Genomic DNA, 26,158 nt, shown 5'->3' with positions numbered 1-26,158 from the left:
TTTAAGCCATGCTCGGACTTGCAGGATACCGTCCAACGAATTGCGGAGATCTTAGAAAAGATGATCAACTACTTTACTTCATATACCTATTATGGTGAAGAGATAAGGTTTGAGCTTGGAAAGTAATGATACTGCTTTGGTGTAGGTATCACCGAACAAATGTGAAAATGGGTTAAGGTGTACTTACCAGTAGCCAAGCTTATAGTTACGGAGTAGATGTCAAAAGAGGACTATTATGGCAGGTGTACAGTAACACATGTGCCAATAATCAATTTATCTAATGATTGCTGATTGAACCACTGTACTGTCACAGTGGTTTTCCTTTTTATAGCCAATCTAAAAGTTTAGTTAAAATAGGTGTATGGGACAAAAAATAAAGAAGAATCGATCATTCACTGAAAAGGTATTTAAAATACACATTTGACAAATGTGAATGAGTTGGTTATTATAGGAATCAAGCAAGAGATTACATTTCAGAAGGGTAATAAACAACGATTTTAAAAGTATATTATTAATACACAAAAAAGGTATATTAACGAAATGGGGAAGGTGGGATTTGTTTGAAAAATGCAATCATGGCTGGTGCTGAACAAGATGCGTGGGTTATTGGTGATATCTGGAGAGGCGAAATGCAGGTAAGTGAGATGAGGCACTACTTGCAACCGATGGCTACATACAAGCTATTGTGTGAGAATTTGGATCATAACTTTATCATTCCTGAAGGCTATTCTTGGGAGGCACTCACATCAAACGGAATAGACTTTGGAAAAAAAATGTTCATAGCATTCCAAGAATTGGAGAGCATGAATCCATCTCTAAAAGATGTCTTTACAATAACTGACTTTACTCGTTTTCAAGATGATCTAAGTCTGTACAAAGTAGCAGACACTGTTCTTAATCGCCAATCCTATTGTCGAGAATCTTATGATGACTCAAGTCCATTAACAGGTACAGTGACTCGATACTTAGAGGGATTATTTGAGGCCTTCGTTTCAAGAGAGGGTGTATACGGCGGAGAGGTAAGCAGTCCCAAAAGTATAACTACACTTCTTCCACGTCTCCTGGATATAACGAGTGGAACGATAAGCGATCACGCTTCAGGTATAAGCGGGTTTCTAATTGAGGCTTATAAGTATGCTCAACTGAACCAGAGCGAAGTTAGTCTATATGGTCAAGAAATCAATGCACAAACTCGTGCAATGGGAATTTTGAATCTGATCATTCATGGTATGTATCATGAAGTTGCAGATGTGAAACTTGGGAATACAATCACAAATCCTCAGTGGAAAGATGAAGAAGGGCAACTAATGAAGTTCGATGGTATACTGGTTTCCCCACCATTTGCAGTAAGCAACTGGGGATATGAAGAAGCTGAGAAAGATGTATATGGACGTTTTCGATATGGTTTGCCGAGTCGTGCTTATGGTGACATGGCATTTGTTCTCCATAGTGTTGCATCTCTCAAGAAGGACGGTAAGGCAGTTATTGTAGTTCCACATGGAGTCCTTCAAAGAGGGGCATCTGAAGCGAAGATTCGTGCCAATCTGATTCAAGAAAACTTGATTGAAGCAGTGATTGGTTTGCCGTCGAATCTCTTTATAGGAACTGGAATACCTGTAGCGGTACTGATTATCAATAAGAGTAAACCTGAAAGCCTCAAAGATCGGATACTGTTCATAAACGCAGAAGACGGTTTTGGAAAAGCAATGCGTAATCAGAATGTATTGCGTGAGTCAGACATCGAAGATATTGTAGATGCTTACCATAATCTTAAACCGATCGATGGGTATAGCCGAATTGTTCCGATAAGTGAGCTCTCAGAGAATGACTGGAGCTTGCATCCCCTGAGATACTTCGAGAAAGCTGAGGTATCATCTAAGATCGGGAAGACGAATATTAACCGTAAAAAATACGAGCAATCGGATCTTCCTAAAATAACTTTGGGGAACATTGCCGAGGTCGAAAGGGGACTTAACCCTACTAAAAATGAAACCGATGATATTGAATCCACTCACTATTTGGTTAATCTAGTTGATGTGCAAGAAGGTAAGATTATTGCTGATGAACTGAAGGGAGTTGTATTAGGTCCAAAAAGAGCACGGGATTATGAGCTTGAATCAGGCGATATATTATTGTCCAGTAGAGGAACTATGCTTAAAATGACCGTGGTGACACCAGAGGATCTCAAAGAGAAACCGCTTGTATTCTCGCAGAACTTCCTTCGAATCCGTGTGTCGAATTTTGCTCAGTATGAACCGCATTACATTAAAGCTTTTCTCGAAAGTCCTATCGGGCAGTATTACTTGCAGGCATATCAACGTGGCACAACTGTGACTGTACTTAGCCATAGGGATGTTGCTTCAATCAAGTTGCCAAATCTTACGATTGAAAAACAACGTGAAATTGCTGAGATGTTACTTCAATCAGATGAAGCTTACCATACAGCGATTGAACTAGCGAGAAAAGTGCATGAACAAAGCTACAAGGATAGTTATCAGTTGATGGGAATTTCCGACTCTTTTGTGGAAATAAACTAAAACCCCATTAAGTGTTAGAAGGGGAGATATACTCGCTCCCCTTCCTATCTTGTATACTTATAAAGAAGGTATTTGTTATTTTTAATTGGATAGAGTTTGAATATCAAAATGAAGACAATCTTAGGGGGAACAGTAATGAGTGAACAAGTCACTTCACAACAGATAAATACAGTTTTATGGCAAGCGGCCGATACATTTAGAGGAAAAATTGATTCCAGTACATACAAGGATTACATCCTGACGATGCTGTTTATCAAGTATTTGAGTGATTCGTATAAAGAGCACGTGGAGGAATATACAAAGCGTTATGACGGGGACAAACAACGCATTGAACGTGCTTTAGCCAGGGAGCGTTTCGTGTTAGATGAGTTATCTACTTTTGATTATCTGTATAGCAAACGAACTGATCCTGAAATTGGTGAGATTATCAATAAAGCGTTGGAACGTTTGGAGAACGAGAACACGGGGAAACTACGTGGTGTATTTCGCAATATCGACTTTAATAGCGAAGCAACACTTGGTAAAGCGAAAGAAAGAAATGCGATGCTCAGAGCATTATTGGAGGATTTCAATAAACTTACTCTGAAGCCTTCAGTTGTTGGAAGCGAAGATGTAATCGGTGATGCTTATCAATTTATGATCGAACGCTTCGCATCAGATGCAGGGAAGAAGGGTGGAGAATTCTTTACACCATCAATGGTATCGGAACTTCTCGCTCGATTGGTTAAGCCAAACGAAAACGATCGTATCTATGACCCAACTTGTGGATCAGGCTCCCTGCTGATTAAGGTAGCGAATCAAGTGCCGAATAAAAAAGTCGCCATCTATGGTCAAGAACGAAATGGACAAACGCACTCATTAGCTCTTATGAACATGTACCTGCATGGAATTGATGATGCAAAGATTGAGTGGGGAGATACCTTGTCGAATCCTCTTCATTTAGAAGATGGAAAGTTGATGAAGCATTCAGTGATCGTTGCCAATCCACCCTTTTCTCTGGATAAATGGGCAATGGGTTTTGCTGGTGAAGGAAATACAGACGAGAAATTTAAGATGGAAGCAAGCCTGGATCAGCATAGAAGATTTGAGTGGGGCGTACCACCTGCGTCCAAAGGCGATTATGCGTTTGTTCAACACATGCTATACTCTTTAGCTGAAAATGGTCGTATGGCAACTATCCTGCCTCATGGGGTTCTATTTCGTGGATCAAGTGAAGAGAAGATTCGTCAGCAAATTATCGAAATGAACCTCTTAGATGCCGTAATAGGGCTTCCAGAAGGACTCTTTTTCGGTACAAGTATCCCAGCTTGTATTATGGTTTTCAAGAAAGATCGTAAGCGTAAAGATGTACTATTCATTGATGCCTCAAGTGAAGAGAATTATGAAAAGGGTAAGAATCAGAACAAGTTGCGTGAAGAAGATCTGCAACGAATCATGGCAACGTATGAGAAATATGAAGCCATTGATAAATATTCGTATGTTTCTACTGTTGAAGAGATCAGAGAGAATGATTATAACCTGAATATTCCACGTTATGTTGATACATTTGAGGAAGAAGAGCAGGTTGATATGGAAAAACTTAAAGAGAATATTGAGAATATAAAGCGGGAGCTACAAGAGGTTGAGTTGCAGATGGAAAAGTATCTCAAAGAGCTTGGACTGTAGGTGAAATAATGGATAAAATAGGAACTGTGAAAAAACTTAAAGATAATACTTCCACATTTAACGAATGGAAGATACGCCGATTGAGTGAAATAATTGAATCGTTAGATTCAGGGGTTAGTGTTAATTCCACAGATTCCCCAATTGCAAGTGGAGAGTTTGGTGTATTAAAAACAAGTGCAGTATCAAACGGATATTTTCACATAAAAGAAAATAAAAAAATATTGGATGATGAATTGGGAAGGGCAAGGTTGAATCCCAAAAAAGGGGCAATACTAATAAGTCGAGCTAATACTCCTGAATTGGTAGGTGAGGTTGGGTACGTAGATAAAGATTATGAAAATCTCTATTTGTCGGATAAAATTTGGCAAGCTACTTATAAAGTGAAGGTAGACGGAAAATGGCTGGCAAATATATTATCATCTCCAAGTGTAAAAAATAGAATAAAAGTATTAGCTACAGGTACGAGTAATAGTATGAAAAATATATCGAAAGAAAACTTTTTATCTTTGGAGATACCATTCCCTAAATATGAAGAACAACAAGAACTCGCATCAATCCTCTCCACCTGGGACAAAGCAATTGAGCTAAAAGAAAAGTTGATTGAGCAGAAAAAAGAGCAGAAAAAAGGGTTAATGCAGAAGCTGTTGACGGGGAAGGTTAGATTGTCAGGGTTTAATGAAAAATGGGTAGAAGCCAAGTTGGGTGATTTGTTAATTGAAAGAAAAGAGATTGGATATAATGATCTTGAGTTATTGGCTATTACCTCTTTGAGAGGTATAGTGCGACGTACTGAAGTTGATATTAAGGATAATTCAAGTGAAGATAAATCAAAGTACAAACGAATAATGCCTTTGGATATTGGCTACAACACAATGCGAATGTGGCAAGGTGTATCTGGTGTTTCCAAGTATGAAGGGATAGTAAGTCCCGCATATACTATTTTGAAGCCTACTAACCGAGTAAATTCTCATTTTGTGGGCTATCTATTTAAACTCCCTCACACAATTAACCTCTTTAGAAGATATTCCCAGGGTTTAGTTGATGATACTTTGAACCTAAAATATGAGAATTTAAAAGTAATTAAGGTAATAATTCCGCAGGACGTAAGCGAGCAAAAGGCTATTGCAGAAGTATTACTCTATCACGATCAACACATAGAGCTTATCGAAAATGAACTTGAGTTTCTTAAACAACAAAAAAAGGGACTTATACAACTCTTGTTAACAGGAAAAGTGCGGGTAAAGGTCTAACCTTTGCCCTTTTTCCCTAAGAATTGCATTGGAGGTGTGAAAGTGGAACGAACGAATAGCTATGATGAGCGATACATAAGTCAACAGCCTGCTCTTGAGGTATTACAGGGCTTAGATTACAAGTTGGTAGCCCCAGAGCAAGCCGAAATAATGCGTGGCGGTTTCAATGATGTTTTGTTGCAAACGGTATTGGAAGAAAAATTGAAAGAGTTCAACTCGTATGAGTACAAGTGCGTTACATATAAATTCAGTCATACTAATATTCAACAAGCGATGCAGGATCTGGATGAGCCATTAACAGATGGACTAGTGAAGACGAATGAGAAGATCTTCGAGACCTTGATGCTAGGGCGAAGTTATACGGAGTTTTTACCCGATGGCTCCAAGAAGTCATTCACAATTCAGTACATTGATTGGGATAACTTCGAGAACAATGTATTTCATGTGGTTGAAGAATTTGCTGTAGAACGGATGGATGGTCGTGGTACGGTCCGTCCAGATATTGTGTTGTTCGTGAATGGGATCCCATTTGCTGTTATTGAATGCAAAAAGGCATCCATTTCGATGGAGCAAGGCATTAGTCAGATGATTCGCAATCAGGGGAAGGACTATGCCCCTCAGCTCTTTAAGTTTGTACAAATCGTCATGTCCACGAATAAGAATGAGACGAAGTATGCAACATGCAATACACCGAAAAAGTTCTGGTCGGTTTGGAAGGAAGAGAAGGAAGAGTGGTTGCAAGCATTACTGGACGAAACTGTTGAAGGTCGTCTACCGACGATGCAAGATAAGAATATTCTCTCGCTTTTTCATCCCGAACGCTTGTTAGAATTGACTCACTTCTTCACTCTGTTCGATAAAGACGTAAAGAAGGTCACACGCTACCAGCAATATTTTGCGATCAAAGAGATCATCAAGACGATCCAGGAACGAGATGAAAATGGCAACCGCCAATCTGGGGTCATTTGGCATACGCAAGGATCAGGTAAGAGCTTAACGATGGTGATGCTTGCAAAATACATTCTTTCTGAGATGAATGAGTATAATCCGAAAGTGGTTATCGTAACGGATCGGGTGGAGCTGGATAAACAAATACATAAGACATTTAAACACACCAGGCTTAAGGCGAGTAGGGCAACATCAGGTACGCATTTGGTAGATTTGATTAATGACAACAATGCGGATATTGTAACCACATTAGTTCATAAGTTCGATACAGCATCAGCGAAACAAAAACCTATAGAATCAAGAGATATCTTCATTTTAGTTGATGAATCACATCGGACTCAGTATGGCGAACTCAACATCAAAATGAAAAAAGTTTTCCCGAATGCATGCTATTTAGGATTCACGGGTACTCCACTCATGAAGAAAGAAAAGAGTACGATGATTAAGTTCGGTAAGTTGATTCATACCTATACTATTGCTGACGGTGTGAGAGACAAAGCGATTGTTCCTCTGCTATATGAAGGAAAAATGGTCGATCAGACTGTCAATCAGAAGGCGATTGATACTCGCCTGGAGATGATCACTCGTAACTTGAATGACAAGCAAAAAGATGAAGTCATGAAAAAGTGGAGTCAGTTCGAACGGATTGCATCTTCCAATCAACGGATTAGCATGATTGCCTTTGATATTAATCAGCACTTTCTGGACAATTATAAAACACAGGGAAGCCAGTTTAAAGCTATGCTTGCGACCAACAGTAAGATCGAAGCAATCCGTTATTTGGAGGCTTTCGAGGAACTTGGCGATCTGACCTGTGCAGTTGTTATTTCTCCGCCTGATCAGCGAGAAGGACATGAGGTTGTTGATGAAGTTTCAAAAGACAAGGTACTTAATTTCTGGAATCGGATGATGACCCGCTATGGTGACGATGAATCATATGAAGATGCCATAAAAGAGGATTTCATTGATGGCGATGAGATTGAACTATTGATTGTCGTTGATAAGCTTCTCACTGGTTTCGATGCATGTTTTATATATTGATAAGCCTATGAAAGAACATACTCTACTACAGGCCATAGCCAGGGTTAATCGCTTGTATGATGGTAAGGACTATGGTTTTATAATCGATTACAGAGGGTTGTTGGATCGACTCGATCAAGCTCTGGAAATGTACTCAGGTGCAGGTCTGGAGAACTTTGATCCGAAAGATTTACAAGGAGCTATATACGATGTAATTAGTGTTATTGGTTCATTGAGGCAATATCACTCCGACTTACTTCAAATTTTTGCTCCAATCAAAAACAAACAGGATACGGAAGAATATGAGGTGTGGTTGGAAGATGAGGAGCGTAGGCAAGAGTTTTACGGAGTCCTCTCTAAATTTGGACAAAATCTTGGTATCGCATTAGAGTCTGAAAAGATCTATAATGCTTTGCCACAAGAGGAATTGAAAAAGTATAAGAAGGATTTGAAGTTCTTTCAAGAACTTCGGAAAGCGGTAAAGCTACGGTATTCTGATACGATTGACCATAAAGAATATGAAGCAAAAATGCAGAATCTTATGGATCATTATATCTCTGCAGAAGAAGTCATTCGTATCACTAACCCAGTAGATATACTCAATGAAAAAGCATTTGAAGAAGAACTGGAGCGGTTAGAATCGAAACGTGCTAAAGCAGATGCGATTCGTACTCGTCTTACAAAAAGTATCAATACTAAATGGGATGAGAACCCCGCATACTACAAGAAGTTTTCCGAACGGATAAAGGAAGCAATCGATGCTTACAAGCAACAACGTATTTCTGAGGCTGAGTATTTGCAAAGAATGAATGATCTCAAAAAGGAATACCAGCAAGGAGAGCCCGTAGAAAATTATCCCGATAGCATCAAGAAAAATGCAAATGCTCAGGCTTTCTATGGGGTGACGAAAGACATCATGAGAGAGCAAAAGATGAGCGAAGAATTATTAGCTGAATTAGCATTGAAAATGGAAGATATTATTCGTGCTTACACCAAGGTGGATTGGCATGATAACATGGAAGTACACAATCGGATTGCCCAGGAATTAGATGACCTTATCTTTGATTTTACGAAAGAGCATAAAGTGAACCTGGATTTTGATCAAGTGGATAAGATTATTGAGCAAATAAAGACGGTAGCTTTGCGACGTTATTAGGGTAGTGACAACATGGATAAACATCAGATTGTATACGCCAATCAAACAATCGAGTTTGAGATAGAACGAAAGAAAGTAAAGAACGTGAATCTCAATATTAAACCTGATATGACGATTATGGTGTCTGCTTCGGAGAAAGTCCCACTAAGTTTTATTTATGATTTTGTGAAAAGTAAAGGTGCTTGGATCTTAAAAAACGTAAAAACCTTTGAAAATGTACAGCCATACAAACAAAGTGAACGAGAATATGTTAGCGGGGAATCGTACAAATATTTAGGTAAGCAGTATCGTTTACGTGTGGAAATTACAACCGAAGAAGAACGGGTTAAGTATTATCGGGGTTTTATTATCTTGATGGTGCGGGATCCGAATGATTACGCTCGAAAAGCCAAATTGATGGATGATTGGTATCGAGAGAAGGCACTTAAAGTATTTGAAAAGTCATTATATAAGCAGTATCCATTGGTACAAAAATATGGAATAAAAAAACCGAAAATTGATCTTCGTCTCATGAAAGCACGGTGGGGCTCGGCACTTATTGATTCGGACACTATTTTGCTTAATTCTGAGTTGATAAAAGCTCCTAAGCATTGTATTGATTATGTGGTATTGCACGAGTTAATTCACTTTCAATTCAACGACCATAAGGATAGTTTCTACAATATGCTCTTTTCGTTAATGCCAGATTGGGAAAAGCGAAAAGCAATTCTAGATGATGAAATTGTGAGGGAACTGTAAAGAGTGGATTTGAAACAATGATAGGGGACCAGAAGAGTCGGTAGCAAACTCTTCTGGTCCCCTATGAAGTTAGTTAGAATAATTGATTTATTAGATCAACGTCATCATGAGAAAGATTGCTCCTGGTCTCGATACCTAAGCCTATCATGTCCCCACCTTCTTTTTGAAGTACCTCCATCACCACCCTTCTAATCTCCTCCTCTGACAACTGACCCTTCTTATTCATATCTGTGTCGATTAGCCTACAGACATAATCGCTCCGATTTGGCTGGAGGATAAGGTGATCGTATATGTGTTTATACTGTCGACGAAAGCTCAAGGAAACTTTAAGCTTTTCCATTATGCTTCGCCTCTAAAACTTTCAAAAACGAGAGTACATTAGCAAATTGTGCTTCATGAAAGATGGTTGCTCCTGGGAACTCATTGATCAGTTGATTTCTCAATAATAGGCTTCCTCCCCAACAAGTAAAATTTCCAAGTTGTTAAACGATATTTTTCTGCTCTTTGCAAAATTAACGATCTCAGCTACATGCTCTGAGAACAATTTTTCGATTATTTCACGGCTATCTTCTCGTTTTTGGCCAGCAATAATCAAATACTTATCTCTGAAAATTATTTCGCAGTCATCATCAGTAATGTTAATTCCGTATTTTGTAGTGAGCGTATCTGCAAGCCTGGCTCTCATCACATTTACTCCTAGGTTTGAGGAAACCATTCGATCAAATTTAGGCACAAGTCGGTCAATCTCCATGAAGCTTGTATTAAGACTTCCAATGTCCATTACAAGAATCTTTTTGTTTCTAAATTCATTCGTGTTAAGGTAGGTCGGACCAATCGCTTCTGGTAGCAATAAAACAGACTGCAGTTTAAAGGCAAAGGTTTTACCACTTACGGCAATACAGATTGGCTCTCCATTTCGTCTAATGGCTTCCTGGAAAGCAAACTTATGCTCCTCATTCTTGTAAAGACTAACGGGGATGTTTACGGCTAGGTAGATATTTGCCAGTCCGATTGACTGTTTTGATTTCAACAACAACTGAGTGATGGCTACATAAATACTCAGGATATGTTCGAAGGAGTTCTTTGACAGATCAAAGGATGTTCGCTCTTCTGGGAGCATGTCCCCTAGCAAATAGGTTTTACCCTCAAATTGAATCTTGTACGAATTCGGTGAAAGCTCAGCTCCAAGGCTATCTACCTCTTGAACTTTGTTCCGAAAAAGGACTCGGTGAATTACCTCTCCTTCTTTCATAATGGATTTAATAAAATGTTTTCCTGCATCAATGGCAATTTGAAACTTGTTATTCATATGAATATTTCCCTCCTTTGTTTTTGATTTTGTATCTTATACAGGAGGAGGCGAATTTATAAGAAAAGTTCGTACCATAGTTGTCGAATACTGCTTGAATAGGCGAAAAGGTCGTGTGTTTCGAGGGATTGAAGGGGGAGGAGGAAACCAACGGCAAAGAGTGGGGAATTTATGGACTAAAGAACTAAGTGAAATAATTCACGTTCAACTTTCAGAAAACATAATACCTATATGCATGCAAAAAGTTCTTCGTTTATGGTGCGGGCTCTTCAAAATCTACACGTGGATTGCCAAAATCGATACTGGTTTCAGTGTCCAGTAGATTACTTGCCATGCATAAGCGTTATTGATTGTTAATGTAAAGCCTACGCTAAGGATTTGCATAGAACACGTTCTTTGAAATATTTTCTGGAAATATACGTACACCGACTTTCGGACTACATTAACCTATACTTACGGTGCAGAAGTTCACCCTAGTAGGTTGCTTGCTCTTCAAGCATGGCGAAAGCTACACGATTGCAACCATCTGTTACAAGACTGCCAGCCAAAAAAGAGCGACATTCGAATTTTAATGTTTCGCCTTCGCTCTTAGTTGTTCACAGCCATCCAAGCGATACTTGTACAAAGAGAAAGATGTTCATTCTGATATTGGGCTAGCTTTTTAAGGCAACATGCACATAAAGTACACACGAAACTAAGCGTTCTCCATTGCTAGATTGTGCTTACCAATGAGCGATTGAATTTTAATCAAAAACTTCGATAATTATTAAATGGTCTACGGTTGTACAATGAAATTACAGATAGCATGAATATCGTTTATGGTAGTTTTTCAACAGATGAGAACCGAGGAACGCAGACAAAACCTACGTTCCAACTTTTAATCAAAAGAGTTTCTGCGTAAAGATTTTGGGTGCGGGTGCATAAACAACGTTTTGATTCAAAAACAGCAGAGTGCACTTTTCTGAATTGTTCTAGATAGTAAGGTATGTATAAGACTAAAGTTACGTACTAGGTTTTATCAATAATCAAATGATGCTGGTATCATTACAAAATGTTACCTAGGTTCCAAATACGCATTTTTTCATCACATCGAAGAAAATACGCATACTTAGTTTGTTTCTTTCTAATAAAGCAGAGAGATTGCAGAGTAAATATTAGAGAAAAAGGCATGAAAGATCAGAGACCATGTAAAGGTAGCCTACTTATTGAGAAGGGCTTACATGGATGATCCTCTTGCATCAAAAATTATTCAACAATCGATATCCCTAAACTTATCAAGTGGAATTCGGACAGCTTAATCATAGAACGTGAAAGATTAGGGAGGTCTGTCCCGCAGTCTTCTATTTGAGTTACTTGCTATCCTTAATTCTTCTGTTAGTCCAAATTACCCCAATCATTGGTTACTCAAATCTTAATTCAGGAGCTTCCCAGTAACTTTCGATTTGTGAAAGAGATCAATCTACTCAACCACAATCTTTGGCAAAATGTTGTAAAGCGATATAGAACCGTTACGCTATAGTACAGAAAGCGAAACACGACTAATATCCTTTATAGGCAACAAAAACCTATAAAGGAGGATGAGGCAAGTGATTTTAAACAATACTTACTTTGAAGAATTGAAGGAACAAATAACCAATCAAGAAAAATGGGATCGTGCACATTTTCATGTATTTAATCATGAGGCGGGAACAGGAAAAAGCAGATCTGCCCATCAGATTATTGGAGAAATGGCAAAAGATCATCCTTTTAGAGTGTTATATGTTCAGCGATTTGTTAGGGATGATGAATTAGATAATACTGTTTTGGCAATTAATCAGCATGCTGGGAAAACAATTGCTGAACGCTTTGCAAAGGAGGACACACAAAAAGAAGTTCGCAAGAAAAGGGCAGAAGAAGCTCAGGTCCTTTGTATTACACATAAAATGTATAGCCAAATTTGCAAAGATGAACATCAAGAGTTAATAAGGAATAGACAAATACTAATCATCGATGAGTACCCTGATTTGTTAGAAAGAATTACAGTTTCCCTTGAGGATATTTGTTATCTGTGGGGGTATTACCCAACACACGGATTTGATGTTATTGAAGAACTGGCAAAGGATTTTCGGGAAAAGTTGTACAGTTATGAGAGTAGAGCCTTGACGCAAATCAAAACAATGGAATTAGTGGAATTCAACTCAACACAGTATGAAAAGTATCGCACAGCAATACCTGCCATTAAGAAAAAGATCAGTGACAAAGCACATGAAAAGTTATTGAATAAGTTTGAGCAAGTCATGAAAAATGGTTGCTTCTTCTATGAAGGGAAGTTTTACACGTTTGACAATCAATATGAATATAAAATGCTTAATAATAATATCATCCTTGATGCAAATGCTGGATTTGATTTTCGTTATGAACTATTCCACAAATTTATTGTACGAAACCAGGATAAAGTCTTTGATTATTCCAACTCTACATTCATGCACTTTGAAATAAATACAGGAAAAAAGGATCTTGCCCAATATATCAACTTTCCTGAGAAAGTGCTTGATACCATTTCTCTTGAGGATAGAAAGAGTGTCTTGTTGATAACGGATATGGCAAATAAAGAAAATGTTGAAGGATCATTATGTTATCATTTTTCACAATATGGGGATACCTTACTGGAGATTGAAAATAGAATGAGCTGTAAATTTAGCGTGGATTATTTTGGAAACATCATTGGGGTAAATCAATATCGGGATTACGATACTGTCGTGGTTATGAAAACACCGAACTTTGACTATTTAACGTATGCATTGACGTATCTCTTCTATCAAACGAAAAACAATAGACCAGTGGAAAGTGTTCCAATCTTTAGTCATGACGGGGTAGAAAACATCAGAAAAGCCACGGTAGCTGGGGAGATCTATCAAGCCATTAAGCGAATCAATCGGGATAATAGCCAGAATTCACAGATATATGTTTTCACAAGTAATCAGGATGCCATAGATATTGTCCTATATCAACTGCCGAATATTCAATACAGAAAGGAAAAGATGGATCTAGTAAGCAAACGGAAGTACGACAGCTCTAATAGAAAGGAAAGCTCATTATTTGAAAAAAACATCGAACAAATTAAAAACCTTCTTATCGAGTTGAAGGGGCAAGGAATAAGTAGTGTAAAGAAAAAGGAGCTAAGAGAAAAAGTAGGTGTCAGTGACCCTGCATACTTCTCCAAAATCCTTGGAGTGATGGGACTATTTTTCGAACAACTCAATATTATTAACAGCGGTCAAAAATTAATTTTGATCCATGATCCCAATACAGAGGATCTTGACCGCAATCTTGGTAAGTCTGCGTAAATAATAGGATGTCTGATGGCATCCTTTTTCTATGTAATTTTAAAGATACGCATCGACGGTCAGAGAAATGAATTCCAATATCATTATGTGGTAAAGGGTGTTCGAATTACTGGGCAAGGGTGCTTGTGCTTGCCATCCAAACAGGTAACGTTATGGGACGGCATATACTGAAAGGTTGCGATTTGAAAACAAAGACGTGCTTGGGGACTAGCATGTCTGCATCGGTGTAGTTAAAGAGTAAGCTGATACTTCACCTAAAAAAGTTATGAGATTATCAAACCAATGAAGCACATATTGACTATGCCATGCTTCAATTAATCTTTTACGTAGGTTTTACATTAAAAGTTACCCGTTCTTTATTATTTGGCTAACCTGCCAAAGTTGAGAGCCTTGTGTAGGTCGTGGCATGCTCGTTTTGATGTAGCATTAGTTGTGGATTTATATCCATGAAAATTCGTAATCAGGTAACTAAGCACATATCGGATATGCCATGCACAACAATCTTTAACGCAGGTTTTACATTAAAAGGATCAGCATTTTATTGTGCATTGACAATCCTGCCAACGTCGACCATTCAATTTTAATAGTAAACTTCGGGTTCTTGTAAAAAGTTGTGCTGAATATTTTGCTTCCTTCTATATAAGAAGGCATTCGATACAACTTCTTTAACGTGGATTTATGACCAGCATTATTTCATTTTTTATCCAGGCGAATGTACAATACAACTTTTATATGGGCATGCACTAAATGGGGTTGGATTGAAATCAATTGTGGAAACAAGCCAAAGGCGGTATGAGGTCTGCTTTCAAAAAAACAGTTCTCTCCAAAAGCTCGAACGAGGTTCCCCCAATTTTAGTCCGCAATGACTAAACAAAGGAGTACGATGATGTAAATGGGAACAAAAAAAAGAGCTTGAAGGTGATGTTGACAAAAATAGTGGAGAAGCTCACTCGAATTGCTGAGAACTTGGGGAAAAGGGAGCAGATAAGTGTGCGAGCTGGCTTTAAGAATCTACGATAGGTGTCATTGAAGAAATTTACAATGGATTACTGTTCAACAGATCCTTTTGTTCTCTTAAGTTTGATTGAAACAATGCAATGGTTAAAGTAGTTATCTTTCTTATCTGACAACATATGTTCTCAATCATATGAATTAGGGAGTTACTTGAACGGTATTCGACCAATAAAGCCTTTATCATTTTGGAGACACCCTTTACAGTAAAAGAAAGTAAAAAATGAAAACATGAGGAGGAATGAAGATGTGGCAAATTGGCACTCTATTGTTTGGTAAAGAGGAAAAACAATTGTTAAATCGTGAAGAGGTAGGCCATATATTGAAGCATCTCACTGGTGAGCAAATATTCAACTGTGCATGGGAACAATATTATCCAGGTATGCTGAGCATTCATACAAACCTGAATCTTTCCACTGGAAAAATTGAAGGTGGTGACATATTTGATTTTAATACGGACATGTCCTATTTGGTTCTACTTGAAATCGATTTCCAATCCATGAAGCCGAAAGATATATTAACGGTTGATGAACTGCAAATGTTTGAGAGAGAAAAGACCAACAACCCCCTCCATAAATGGTGTGAAAAACATGGAATCAATTACCGTAATCGAGTGAAGAACCGCTTCTCGAACTGGGATACCATTAGCTGGTTCTGGATACCCGAAATGGAAGAGACTTTGGAAAAGTGGCATAAAGAGCGAAATAGAACTTAGAGGGGGAAATATTATGCGGAAGATCAGGGAGTTGCAAGATAGAGATGTTAGGAAACTGGTGGTATATCAAAAATCTTTAGATTTGGTGAAGGAAATCAGTATCATCAAGGAAGCATTACCTTGGCGGGAGAAGAATATACTTGGGGACCAAATTTGGAGATCGGCGACCTCAATATCTGGAAATATTAGTGAGGGAGCAACACAAGTTTTTTTTGCAGTCTATTTCAAACACTTAAGTTCAGCACTTGGTTCATGTGGAGAGACTTGTACCTGGTTAGAGATTCTATCCCAATGTGGATATATTGATAAGACTACTTTTGATGCTTTGTATGAAAAAGTGATAGAGATTCGTAGAATACTTCTGGCCATCATGAAAAAGATATTAGTAGAGATTCAGGACGAGAAAGAAGTGGCTTGAGTACCAAGAGATATAGGGGGAGAAGAATAAATGAAGAAAATTAGAGAACTACAAGATCGGGATGTAAGAACGTTGTTGCTTTATGAGAAGGTGATGGATTGGGTTGTACGGATTAGAGAGATCACCCAATCATTTCGTTATCAGGAGTCGGAGGGATGGTCCAAGAAGATATGGAAAAGCAGTGTGATGGTTCCAGCTCTAATCGCACGAGGCAACTCGCAGTTCTATTTGGCCGTAGAGCGGGAGTCGTATCGAAATGCGTTAAACAAAACGAAAGAGACTCAAGCATTACTTGAAAAAGCGTTCGAATCTGGATATATGAGTCAAGCTACTTTTGAAGCACTAAATGAGGGAACGGTGGAAATTATTAAAATGACGATGAAAATGATGAACAAAGTGAAAATCGAAATCGAAGGGAAGCAGAAACATGCATAATCTATGGTCGCTGATTATTCAGATTCAATACTATTTATCCCTCACTATAGTAAAACAGGCTTCAACCATATGTCGGTAATCAACAAAGCGGAATATGTGTATCATTTGAAATAACAAAAACTATAAAAGTAGTGGTGGTAAATGAGATACATTGACAACATTGAAAACAAACTACAAAAGAGGCTGGCATATCAGTTAGTGGAGAGTATTCTTTATGAGATGAATACTTTTGTCGAAAAGGTGAAAACAGCTTTCGGAAGTGGTGATGGGGAGTGGAAACTGTTTTCTTTCCAAAAGTTTTCAGAAAAAGTTGTAGAGAAGGAGAAAAGATTAATCAAGACATTTAGTAATACAAATGATGGTAAGAACTATACGAAAATGATTGAAAAAACACTAATAAAAGCATTTTCAACTTGAAATCAATCGACAAACAAGGAAAAATACTAAGTTCTGAATTTACGACGAATAAATGTAACTTAAAGCTTATGGTATATGAGGACACTTAAGGTAAAGTGAAAGTTTTTGAGATAACGGACATGATATCAGTGAAGAAATCTATTGACAAGTCGAAGGGAAAATTTGAAGTATCTGTTCGAACCAAAATTCCTTAGGTTCGTGATATCGGAACATTTTGTTCGTCTGATTAAAATGAGTTCAGGAACAAATTCGAATGAAAAGTATGTAAAAATGCTGTAACTATCAGAACATAAGTGAATATTTAGTGAAGGAGGACCAAGTGATGACTTACCTTGCTCCCTTCATACAAAGAGATAAGAAATCAAAAATCGAGAGTATGACCATTTAAATTGAAGAAATATCTCCCAATCCTATCGAAAATCTCATTGTAGAATAATCTATCTAACTCTTTTCGTAAAAATAACGGATCTTTAATCGATGTTAATTCAAGATAATTGTCAATTGTTGTTTTAATAGCATCCTTGACTGATTTTCCATTGCCAGGATCAATTTCGGCTAGTGGTACCTGTAGTTTATTACGAGCATAAATTACCTTCATCATGTAATGATCCCTTCCATTGTCTTGATTAGTGTTTGAAGTGTTGTTGAAGCTTAATATTTCATAGTTCATAAATGGATTTCGATCGTATGGGGTATGTAATAATGCAATATCATATGTCAATCGCCCGCCTTTTTTACCTGTTAATTCTTCTGAGCCATAATGCTGTAGGACAAAATAGCCGTATGTGTTTATTAATTCATTCAAGTACACTTTTTCATTCATACCGCTAAATCTCCTTACGCATCCAGAACATTTATATCTACTTTTATAATGAATGGTGGTTTCCAGTAATAATCCACAATAGCACTCATACCTCGCACGACCATTGTTTAATGTCATAATAAGTTTCATGGTGTACAAAACCCCCGCTGACAATTATTCAGATGTTACCTTTATTACAATCCCCCCACTACCCAAAAATATCCATCCATCACCTAGATTCTGCTATCACAGTTTGAGTGAAATACAGACGGAGTTCGTTTATGACTAGGAAGCCCAATTTATATATGATATCCTGTGCTATGAAAAATACAGAAAAGATAGAATTAGCGATGTGGAATTATCACGATGAAAATGTGAAATTTGTTTCATTCGCTTAAGCGAGGTCAAAGAGTAACAGTTTGAAATTAGAAGGGACTGAGGTTTATGTCGAGTTTTATTATGACAGAGCTAAAGAATGCTCTTGAAAACATGCCTTTTTTCGAGAATGAACTTGCATATCTAAGTATTTCGGGCCAAAGTGAAGATACATTGAGAGATCGATTAGCTTACTATTTAGCAAATAACAATCACAATCAACACTCTGAAGACTGGAACGTTTTTTTTTCTAAGGAAACGAAAATACATGGGAAAGTAATTGATTTAGCAATTTTACAAGGGAAGGGGCCAATCGTGGAAAGAGTCGTTGCAATGATTGAATTCAAACATTTTCTTTTGACTCAAATAATCTATGGTAACGAATTCATGGGTAAGAGTGGAAATAGTGGTATTAGAAAGGTAGTGTTAAGAGACATTAATTCTAGGTTAAATATAGTCAACCAACTCAAAAATAGTAACATTAGTCAATATCAAGTGCTTTTTATCTCGCATTACCTTCCAGATGAGGAATACCTCAATGTACTAGACAAAGAAGATATTTACACCCACAGCGTTGCAAGATATTTACACATACCAGGGGACACAATGGAGTTAGGCTTGATTAGGAAGTCGAAAGAGTTGGAAGAATTATATCCTCCCCATGTTGATCAAGAAAAAGACGGAATACGGAGTAAAATCAAAGAAGTTTTACAAAATGCATTTAAGGACCAAGCTAATCTGAAGGTAGATGTCGAGGTTGGAATATTAGGTGGAGGGATAACACACAAATATCATTATTTTATTGCGAGGACTTATTATGCAATACTGGGTATACATACTGGTAATGAGTAAAGCAATATACCAGAAAGTATACATTTTTACATAAACAAGGAGTCCGCTTGTAACGTGCCAAAACGTTGCTTAGTAACTGGTACATATCATAATGCAATATTGACGATTTAGGAAGTATTGTAATCAAGATTAAAATGAGTTTGTGAACCAGAGGCTATGTGTTGCATAACAACAATTGTAAAGCCATTGCATTGGAACACCAGACATTCGATAAAAGTTTGTGGTTGCCTAAAAGCAAATGAATTCATTAAGAAGCCTGAGAAGAACTTCTTTATATATAGTCTTACAACATATAGCTAATTGCTAAAATGAATATTTTGAAATTAATCTGCATATAAGGAATAAAAAATAAAGGAGGAATGAAAATATTGGGTTACTCAACAGCTTTTGAAGGATATTTGGAAGTAGATAAGGAACTGGATGACGATAGTTTTGAATTGTTGAAAGGATTGGCGAGAACAAGGAGAATAAAAAGAGATCCACAAATACTGGAGCAACTTGGATATGGAACGGCGGAAAGTTTAGGGATAGATGGGGAGCTATATGTTGAACCAGCAGGGAAAACCAACGATTATTGCCCATCAATTATTAATCAAAATGAACCTCCGGGAAGACAGCCTGGGATTTTTCTTCAATGGATTCCGACTGAGGATAGGAAGAGAATTATTTGGGATCGTGGGATCAAATTTTATAATGCAGATGAGTGGATTATGTACTTAATTGATAACATTTTATCCCCAAGGGGTTATATAGTTAATGGAATAGTAAATGCTCAAGGTGAGGATGAGGAGGATAAATGGAGAATAGAAGTAAAGGAGAATACAGTTGATATTATTGAAGGGTTTAGTGAACTTCAACCAGTTCCTAATTTTGATAAGTGGTTAGAAGATCATTATGCTAAATTACAATATGCGATTATTTCACATTGCTTAAGTAAATATATAAAGAAGAGAAGGATTAAGAAGTAGTTGTAACAACTAGATTAGTTAGTCTTGTGATCTAATTATTCCTAGTACAGAGAAGTTTTAAGAATTTTAAATAACTAAAATTGAATGGGAATGAGCTGTAGAGAAACTTCAGAGTCCAGTCATTCCACAATTATTAAAAGGGTTAGCTTAGTATTATCTCGCTTATACTAACTGACCCTTTTCATTTGTGAAACGAAGTCATTAATATGATGTTTCGAACTATAAAGATTATTATTAGAAATATCATAGATAGTAGAATTTTTTTGGTTGGAACCATAATATTAATAGTGAAAACGTGTCTTTTCGGAATAATTGTGTTCAAAAAACGAACATGCAATAGTATTAAGGAAATTTAAAAATTTAAGGATATTAATAATGGTTATAATAAAAGAAACAGAATAGTCAGACCTATTGGAGGAGAATTATGCAATCGCCTTATTTTGCCATAGCAATTGGTGTTATTTGCTTTATATTGTCGATCCTAAGGGGAATTGGAATTATTATTCCTTCGCAAGTCATAGCATTATTTTCAATTTCTGCAGTTGCGTTTACAGTGCAAGATTTTGTCAATCAAATTACATCAAAAGAAAAATACCAAAAAATGGCTATTATTACTTCGATATTTTTATTTGGTCTTCTTTTATTGGGTTTGATATTCCCAAATTACTTCACAACTTATAAGGATCAATTATCAATAATTGGAGATATTGCAACTATTTTTTCATTAGGGTTAGTATTGTTAACAGTGGGTTTGAGAGATATTTCACAGTATAAAAAAATTAAGGATAACAAAAAAGTTGAAAATAAGTTAAATAATTTTTCATTGGATATTGTAAAAGAAATGGTAACTCAAGAGTATCATAGTATGCTGAAAATTAACGATATTATTGAAAGACTAAAAATGATAGATCATGAGGTTTTCGGTCGTGGAAGAGTACATAATGGCTGGTCTATTTTTTTTGACACACTAGAAATGTTCCGTTACGGTGGGCCCTTATATGACGGAAAGAATGAGGAATTATTTAAGCAATTTATTATTCTATTAGATGGAGCTACAAATATCTTTGTAAACTTATCGGATCCTAATCCCAGAACTATGAGAGATGAAGGAGCAATCAACATCTGGGACGAAGATTACGAGATATCATCGTACAGCATTGGGGTAGGAACAACTGTACAAGAAGACTTGAAAAATGGAATTAACTACTTAAAAGAAGCATTAGAAAAATGGGAAATGGTAAAGGGGAATACGATTAAACAATTCGAGAAAGTAGGCAAAAGATAAAAATTGCCAAAAGTGTATGTTTTTTTCATTGAAGTAACTTTAGCTGGTTTGGTCCTTTATTAAAAGCTTAAATATGTATGTAATTAATGAAGAAGGGGTGATATTTTTGATTAAAGTATCCAATACTTTAGAAATACATGAGTACATAGCGAAACAAAGGTGTAATTGCAAAGGGTTCTACCATTTCAAATTTTCGAAAGTTGATAAGGAAAATGATCAATTCATTGATACAGTAACAGTTGAGTGTTCGAATTGTCATATTCAACGAGATTACATTTTTAATATCACGAAATCTATAAACGGAGGTTCACTTGAATTTGCTCAAAGGGTAAAAGAAACCTGGAAAATACCAAACAGTGGCCCTTACCTAAGTGATAATAAATTACAGATAAATGAGTATAAAGAAAATAATACGTTCTTGCCATTTGGTGAAATTGCCGGTAGGTACAAAATTATTGGTGAGAAGAATGGAAGCATGGGGAAAATTTATTTGTGTACTGATCAAAGGGATAAATCCATTCAATTAGTAGTTTGTAAAACTTTAGATCTTAAACCAGAAACCATAGACGTAACCCTACTAAAAAATGAGGCGGAAACATGGTTGAAACTTTCGTATCATCAAAACATAGTGAACCTGCTAAATGTTGTGGTTGAAAGTAATAATCGACTAATCTTAGTAATGGAAGCAATCAACCCTTTTTCCAAAATAGTTACACTAGAAGACTGGGTTAGAAAAAGCAAGAATAAAACTAATGAAATAAAAATCAATATGTTTAGAGATATTATTCAAGGTATGCTCTATTGCCGGTACAAGATACCAAATTTTATACACGGTGATTTAAAACCAGAGAATTTATTCATTGATTATTATGGGAACCTAAAAATAGGTGATTTTGGGTTGTCTGGAACTACAACTGCAGATCTATTTAGATCTCATGGAATTTCAACGAAGCTATACTTAGCACCAGAATGTTTTGATGGCAACCCTAAGTCTGAGAAGTCAGATATCTACTCTTTTGGTCTCATCATGTATGAGGTCCTTACAGGGAAGCATCCTTTTAATAATTATTATAATGAGGATGATTTAATAAATAGACATAAAAATTACACAATGCGGCCTTTAACATTTGTTCCACATTGGATATCTTCAATTATTCTTAAATGTTTGCAAAAGGATCCAAATAATAGACCTACGTTTTTAGAACTTTCTGAGGTTTTTAATGAAAATGACGTTGAAATCTGTCGCACTAATAATGCAGACAACAACAATGTTGCTAACGTAAACATTGCGTCATCCCTAATTAATATTGGAAATCACAAAGAAGCTTTTGACTTATTATTACAAACGGGAATTGAATTGGAAGGAGTAGGGATTAATCTTGCAGTTATATTATCACGAGAAGGAATAGTTGACATGGCTGACATGATTTACGAGAAACTATTATCCCAAGTTGATGTTCCTATTGAAGCATATTTAAACTTTTCAACCCATTTATTAAGACACTATTTCAATGAGGATAAAAAATTGGAGCAAGCTATTGGTTACTGTGATGAAGTTTTAAAACGAAATAAATTTGATTTGCAGGCTCTAATAAATAAATCAGCTTTACTCAATAGTATGGGTAAGTTTAATGAGAGTGAGAAAATTTCGTTGTTTGCAAAGAGCATTTACCCCAGAAACCCACATGTTCTATTTGAATTTGCTACTTCTAATTTTTTCTTGGGGAAAAGAGGGAAGGCTCTATATTCAGTTAATCGAATACTATTGATTGATCCTTTATTTTCAGAAGCAATAAAGTTGAAACAGATGATAGAAAACGAATGGCAAGAGAAAAAGCAAGAAAAAAGGCAAGAAAAAAAGCAAGAGAAATGAGTAACTGCGACCACTTGATTTAATTTCGTGACCACCATATAATAAATGTTATATGATCTAAAAGATAGTGGTCTGATATTTGAATGAAAGTCATGAAAAGTCTCTGAAAACAGTTGGGATAAGGGTCGAATCAATAACCGATCTATTTTTATCCGAGGAAACAGTTGGGACGATTCTTGACAGGGTGGGGGTCGCTGGTTCGAACCCAGTCCGGATCACCATACGTAACAAGAAAAAACCCTTGAGAAATCAGGGGTTTTTTCTTGTTACTGATTGAGTATGAAAGAAAGGTCACCTAATTGCAATGTGGTGACCAATTGGTGACCATAGGCTCAAATTAATAGTTTTTTTGAACAATAACTGGTCAATTGCTCTCGATGCTTCTGCTTTCATTGCAGGTTGAACATGACTGTATGTGTCTAATGTCATCCATGTGTTGCTATGTTCCAGTCGTTCTTACATGTATCCATTGTTTTAAAAGTAGGGTGGCGTACGTGTGACGAAGATATGAAAACGTATAGGGCTTACGTCTGATTCTTTGATAAGTCTATTCTATGTTCTACTAAGATTTCTTGGTGTAGTAGGTGTACCAATTGTTGTACATACTACAAGACCATGATCATTATATTGCCAACCCGTTTTAAGATTTTCTTGAATTATGATGCTTCGATGCCTTTTAAGGGCTTGTATAGTTTCTTTAGGCAGATGGATTAAGCGTAGTGAGGAGTTTGTCTTCGCCTCTGATATTAGAGTCTTTCCATCATGACTGAGCGTATGACGAATGCTTAATGAATTATGATCAAAGTCAATATCCTTCCATCGTACTCCTTAAATCTCTCCTTGCTTCATACCTGTTGTAATCGCAAGTAAAAAGGCAATATACAGTCGATCAGACTAAGCTCTTACTAAGAATCTACACCCCTCAAAAAAAGAGGAGGCTATACCTTTTTCTTGTATAATTAAACCATAATAATTAGTAAGTGAACCAATTGATACTATAACTGCAATAAATGATAATTACTTATATTTAAATTCTATAACTTGTTGCAAAAGCTAATTCATTAGGACTGACCAATCAGTTCATTGATTCTTCCGAGGTCGATGAATACAACAAGCAGACTACTACGTGATCAGGTTGTTTAATTATTGTATGCTCAATGCTATTAATAAATTATACGATGTACATATGGGTGGATTGCTTCAAATACGACATGTTGTTCAAGTAATAAGGGGGAACTTGTTTTGTCAATGGAACCATTATTGCATCCGGAAAATTACACTATCGAAAAATGCAGTGTTGACATATTACACTATCTTAGGCAGTTTAAAATAGAAGATGTATTTCGACTTATTGGTTACTCTTACATTCGTTTAAATCATGAAGCAGCTACTTCTAGTGGATATAAAGTTTCACCTAAATTAATGCTTAACTTACCGTTCATGTATGCTGAGAACGCATGCAATGGTGTGAACAGAATTAGTGACTATGACTCTTCTTTTAACCACTTAGTAGATCTGCTAGAAGACCTTTATTACTGTCACTACAATGAGGCAACTTCAGGAGCAAATACGCACCATTTGCATGAAGACATTGCTTCAAATGTATATATGAATTTTCACTTTAACTTCCCTGATATATCTATAAGGCAATACTTGGATTTTTTATACGAGCACGTTGACATACTTGAACATTATTTTGATAGGGTTGAATTATCCGGTGATCAGATTATCAAAGGCCTCCTAATATTGTTGAATTACGAAAGAGCATGTAAAAAATCTTTAAAGTTGAGGATGCAAAAAAGGTGGCAAGAAATAAGAGACAGCCACTGTTTTGTTGATGTGCGATTTGATGCACCAATTAGCTTAAAGGTACGAACTCATTTTACTACTGATTCCATTCGTATGTTATTAAATAAATTCGATATTCCGGCAGACACATTTATTGATACGATGTTCTTGAAAGTGCAACAACAACAAGTAATTTCCTTTGAGTATCCAACAAATATTTATAAGAAGTATAGAAGTTATTTTGGAATAAAATATGATGAGGCGATCTTACTGCCAAGAAATCATAATATTTTAGATCGTTTGTTTAATATTATTGAGGACAGTGATTTATATATTGATAAAAGAAAAGGAGATTACTTAGAAAATAGAGCTTACGAAATTATTTGTAAATTCTTTGGGGAAAAGAACGTTTATAAAAATTTATTCGATGAAAACGGAGACGACCAGGATATCATAGTGTTATATAATGGATATCTTCTATCCTTTGAGTGTAAAGCAACTAAATTTAAGGAACCTTTTATTAACAAAGAGAAATCAGAAACAAGATTGCAGCGAAACTTTAAGCCTTCATTACAAAAGGCATATGAACAGTCTGAAAGAATAGCTAAACACATGAATAAGGGTACTGCGAAGTTTTACAATTCTCGTAATAGAGAAAAGAGAGAACTAGTTATAGACTTAACAGAAATCAAAATTGCTTCAATCAGAAGCATAGTTGTAACCCTGACTCCTTACCTAAATCTCGGTACAGATATTCATTTAATGCTCAAGAAAGAAGGTGTAATAAAGGAACCTTGGTCGATTGATATATTTTCCCTAGAGCAGATACTATTAAAATGCATGTACGATTATAATATTGATTTTTTTATTGGGTTTCTTGAAAATCGATTGGAGTTATATGGTTCAGTCTTTTCAGTTTCGGGTGACGAATTAAGTCATTTTGGAAATTATATTAAATATCGTGAGTTATTTAACCAGAGTATAGAAGGGGTTACTACTCACTTAGGACCTGGTTATAGGAGTTTTGGAAACGATTTTATAGATTTAGACAACTACATGGTTTTTCGTGATTACTTAGGTATTTAAAGTAAGTAACCATTTCTTTTTTGGCGGACTTGGTTGAGCAAACACCATTCATTAGGACACAACAATTATTTGTTTTCACTGTAAGTAAACAACAACAGGATCGCAACTAGCGTTAGAGGGCTTACTATTGGTGCCAAAGTGGTACCAAATTTATTATCAGTGGTATCTGAGAATATTTTAGAAT

At 36.4% G+C, this 26,158-nt stretch carries 17 protein-coding genes and 1 pseudogene; 16 read left to right on the top strand and 2 right to left on the bottom strand.

Annotation, left to right across the window (positions count from 1 at the left end; translation table 11 throughout):
• Positions 1 to 560: 560 nt before the first annotated feature.
• The 6 genes and pseudogenes from JNE38_RS20630 to JNE38_RS20610 all read left to right on the top strand — a co-directional run bounded on the left by JNE38_RS20630 (position 561) and on the right by JNE38_RS20610 (position 9,314).
• Complete coding sequence (locus JNE38_RS20630; RefSeq protein ID WP_203353035.1) at positions 561 to 2,537, top strand: N-6 DNA methylase; 1,977 nt, start codon at positions 561 to 563, stop codon at positions 2,535 to 2,537.
• A 135-nt stretch (positions 2,538 to 2,672) separates the two neighbouring features.
• Positions 2,673 to 4,202 carry a type I restriction-modification system subunit M gene (locus tag JNE38_RS20625; RefSeq protein ID WP_203353034.1) on the top strand — a complete coding sequence of 510 codons (1,530 nt, stop codon included), beginning with the start codon at positions 2,673 to 2,675 and terminating at the stop codon, positions 4,200 to 4,202.
• 8 nt (positions 4,203 to 4,210) lie between these two features.
• Positions 4,211 to 5,452 (top strand): restriction endonuclease subunit S, encoded by a 1,242-nt coding sequence (locus JNE38_RS20620; RefSeq protein WP_203353033.1) that lies wholly within the window; start codon positions 4,211 to 4,213, stop codon positions 5,450 to 5,452.
• 36 nt (positions 5,453 to 5,488) lie between these two features.
• Positions 5,489 to 7,475: pseudogene (locus JNE38_RS30765) on the top strand (type I restriction endonuclease subunit R); the annotation flags it as partial.
• Positions 7,449 to 8,576 (top strand): type I restriction enzyme endonuclease domain-containing protein, encoded by a 1,128-nt coding sequence (locus JNE38_RS30760; RefSeq protein ID WP_238933397.1) that lies wholly within the window; start codon positions 7,449 to 7,451, stop codon positions 8,574 to 8,576. The pseudogene JNE38_RS30765 and the gene JNE38_RS30760, both read left to right, overlap by 27 nt.
• Before the next feature lie 12 nt (positions 8,577 to 8,588).
• Positions 8,589 to 9,314, top strand: a complete 726-nt coding sequence (locus JNE38_RS20610; RefSeq protein ID WP_203353032.1) for a M48 family metallopeptidase — start codon at positions 8,589 to 8,591, stop codon at positions 9,312 to 9,314.
• A gap of 439 nt (positions 9,315 to 9,753) precedes the next feature.
• On the opposite strand, the gene JNE38_RS20605 is transcribed toward JNE38_RS20610, so the two are convergent.
• On the bottom strand, positions 9,754 to 10,623 hold the full coding sequence (locus tag JNE38_RS20605; protein WP_203353031.1) for a ParM/StbA family protein: 870 nt from the start codon (positions 10,621 to 10,623) through the stop codon (positions 9,754 to 9,756).
• 1,586 nt (positions 10,624 to 12,209) lie between these two features.
• Here JNE38_RS20605 and JNE38_RS20600 point away from each other — a divergent pair.
• The 5 genes from JNE38_RS20600 to JNE38_RS20580 all read left to right on the top strand — a co-directional run bounded on the left by JNE38_RS20600 (position 12,210) and on the right by JNE38_RS20580 (position 16,945).
• Positions 12,210 to 13,949 (top strand): hypothetical protein, encoded by a 1,740-nt coding sequence (locus JNE38_RS20600; RefSeq protein WP_203353030.1) that lies wholly within the window; start codon positions 12,210 to 12,212, stop codon positions 13,947 to 13,949.
• Positions 13,950 to 15,207: 1,258 nt separating this feature from the next.
• Positions 15,208 to 15,675, top strand: coding sequence for a hypothetical protein (locus JNE38_RS20595; protein ID WP_203353029.1), 468 nt, complete (start codon positions 15,208 to 15,210; stop codon positions 15,673 to 15,675).
• A 13-nt stretch (positions 15,676 to 15,688) separates the two neighbouring features.
• Positions 15,689 to 16,093 (top strand): four helix bundle protein, encoded by a 405-nt coding sequence (locus tag JNE38_RS20590; protein ID WP_203353028.1) that lies wholly within the window; start codon positions 15,689 to 15,691, stop codon positions 16,091 to 16,093.
• A 30-nt stretch (positions 16,094 to 16,123) separates the two neighbouring features.
• The gene (locus JNE38_RS20585; protein WP_203353027.1) at positions 16,124 to 16,528 is read left to right on the top strand and encodes a four helix bundle protein; all 405 of its coding nucleotides are present in this window, start codon (positions 16,124 to 16,126) and stop codon (positions 16,526 to 16,528) included.
• A 141-nt stretch (positions 16,529 to 16,669) separates the two neighbouring features.
• A complete protein-coding gene (locus JNE38_RS20580) occupies positions 16,670 to 16,945 on the top strand; it encodes a hypothetical protein (RefSeq protein WP_203353026.1) in 276 nt (91 codons plus the stop codon).
• A gap of 361 nt (positions 16,946 to 17,306) precedes the next feature.
• Here JNE38_RS20580 and JNE38_RS20575 read toward each other — a convergent pair whose 3' ends face one another.
• Positions 17,307 to 17,768 carry a hypothetical protein gene (locus tag JNE38_RS20575; protein ID WP_203353025.1) on the bottom strand — a complete coding sequence of 154 codons (462 nt, stop codon included), beginning with the start codon at positions 17,766 to 17,768 and terminating at the stop codon, positions 17,307 to 17,309.
• A 423-nt stretch (positions 17,769 to 18,191) separates the two neighbouring features.
• Between JNE38_RS20575 and JNE38_RS20570 the strand changes: the two genes are divergently transcribed.
• The 5 genes from JNE38_RS20570 to JNE38_RS20550 all read left to right on the top strand — a co-directional run bounded on the left by JNE38_RS20570 (position 18,192) and on the right by JNE38_RS20550 (position 25,974).
• Complete coding sequence (locus JNE38_RS20570; RefSeq protein ID WP_203353024.1) at positions 18,192 to 18,974, top strand: hypothetical protein; 783 nt, start codon at positions 18,192 to 18,194, stop codon at positions 18,972 to 18,974.
• Between the two features lie 359 nt (positions 18,975 to 19,333).
• Positions 19,334 to 19,942 (top strand): hypothetical protein, encoded by a 609-nt coding sequence (locus tag JNE38_RS20565; RefSeq protein ID WP_203353023.1) that lies wholly within the window; start codon positions 19,334 to 19,336, stop codon positions 19,940 to 19,942.
• 424 nt (positions 19,943 to 20,366) lie between these two features.
• On the top strand, positions 20,367 to 21,227 hold the full coding sequence (locus JNE38_RS20560) for a hypothetical protein (RefSeq protein WP_203353022.1): 861 nt from the start codon (positions 20,367 to 20,369) through the stop codon (positions 21,225 to 21,227).
• A gap of 106 nt (positions 21,228 to 21,333) precedes the next feature.
• Complete coding sequence (locus tag JNE38_RS20555) at positions 21,334 to 23,100, top strand: serine/threonine-protein kinase (protein WP_203353021.1); 1,767 nt, start codon at positions 21,334 to 21,336, stop codon at positions 23,098 to 23,100.
• 1,248 nt (positions 23,101 to 24,348) lie between these two features.
• On the top strand, positions 24,349 to 25,974 hold the full coding sequence (locus tag JNE38_RS20550) for a hypothetical protein (protein ID WP_203353020.1): 1,626 nt from the start codon (positions 24,349 to 24,351) through the stop codon (positions 25,972 to 25,974).
• Positions 25,975 to 26,158: the final 184 nt, after the last annotated feature.

The sequence above is a fragment of the Brevibacillus choshinensis genome, assembly GCF_016811915.1.
Classification (GTDB): domain Bacteria; phylum Bacillota; class Bacilli; order Brevibacillales; family Brevibacillaceae; genus Brevibacillus; species Brevibacillus choshinensis_A.
The sequence above is the reverse complement of the archived record's forward strand: the minus strand, read 5'-3'. Positions and strand labels throughout refer to the sequence as shown.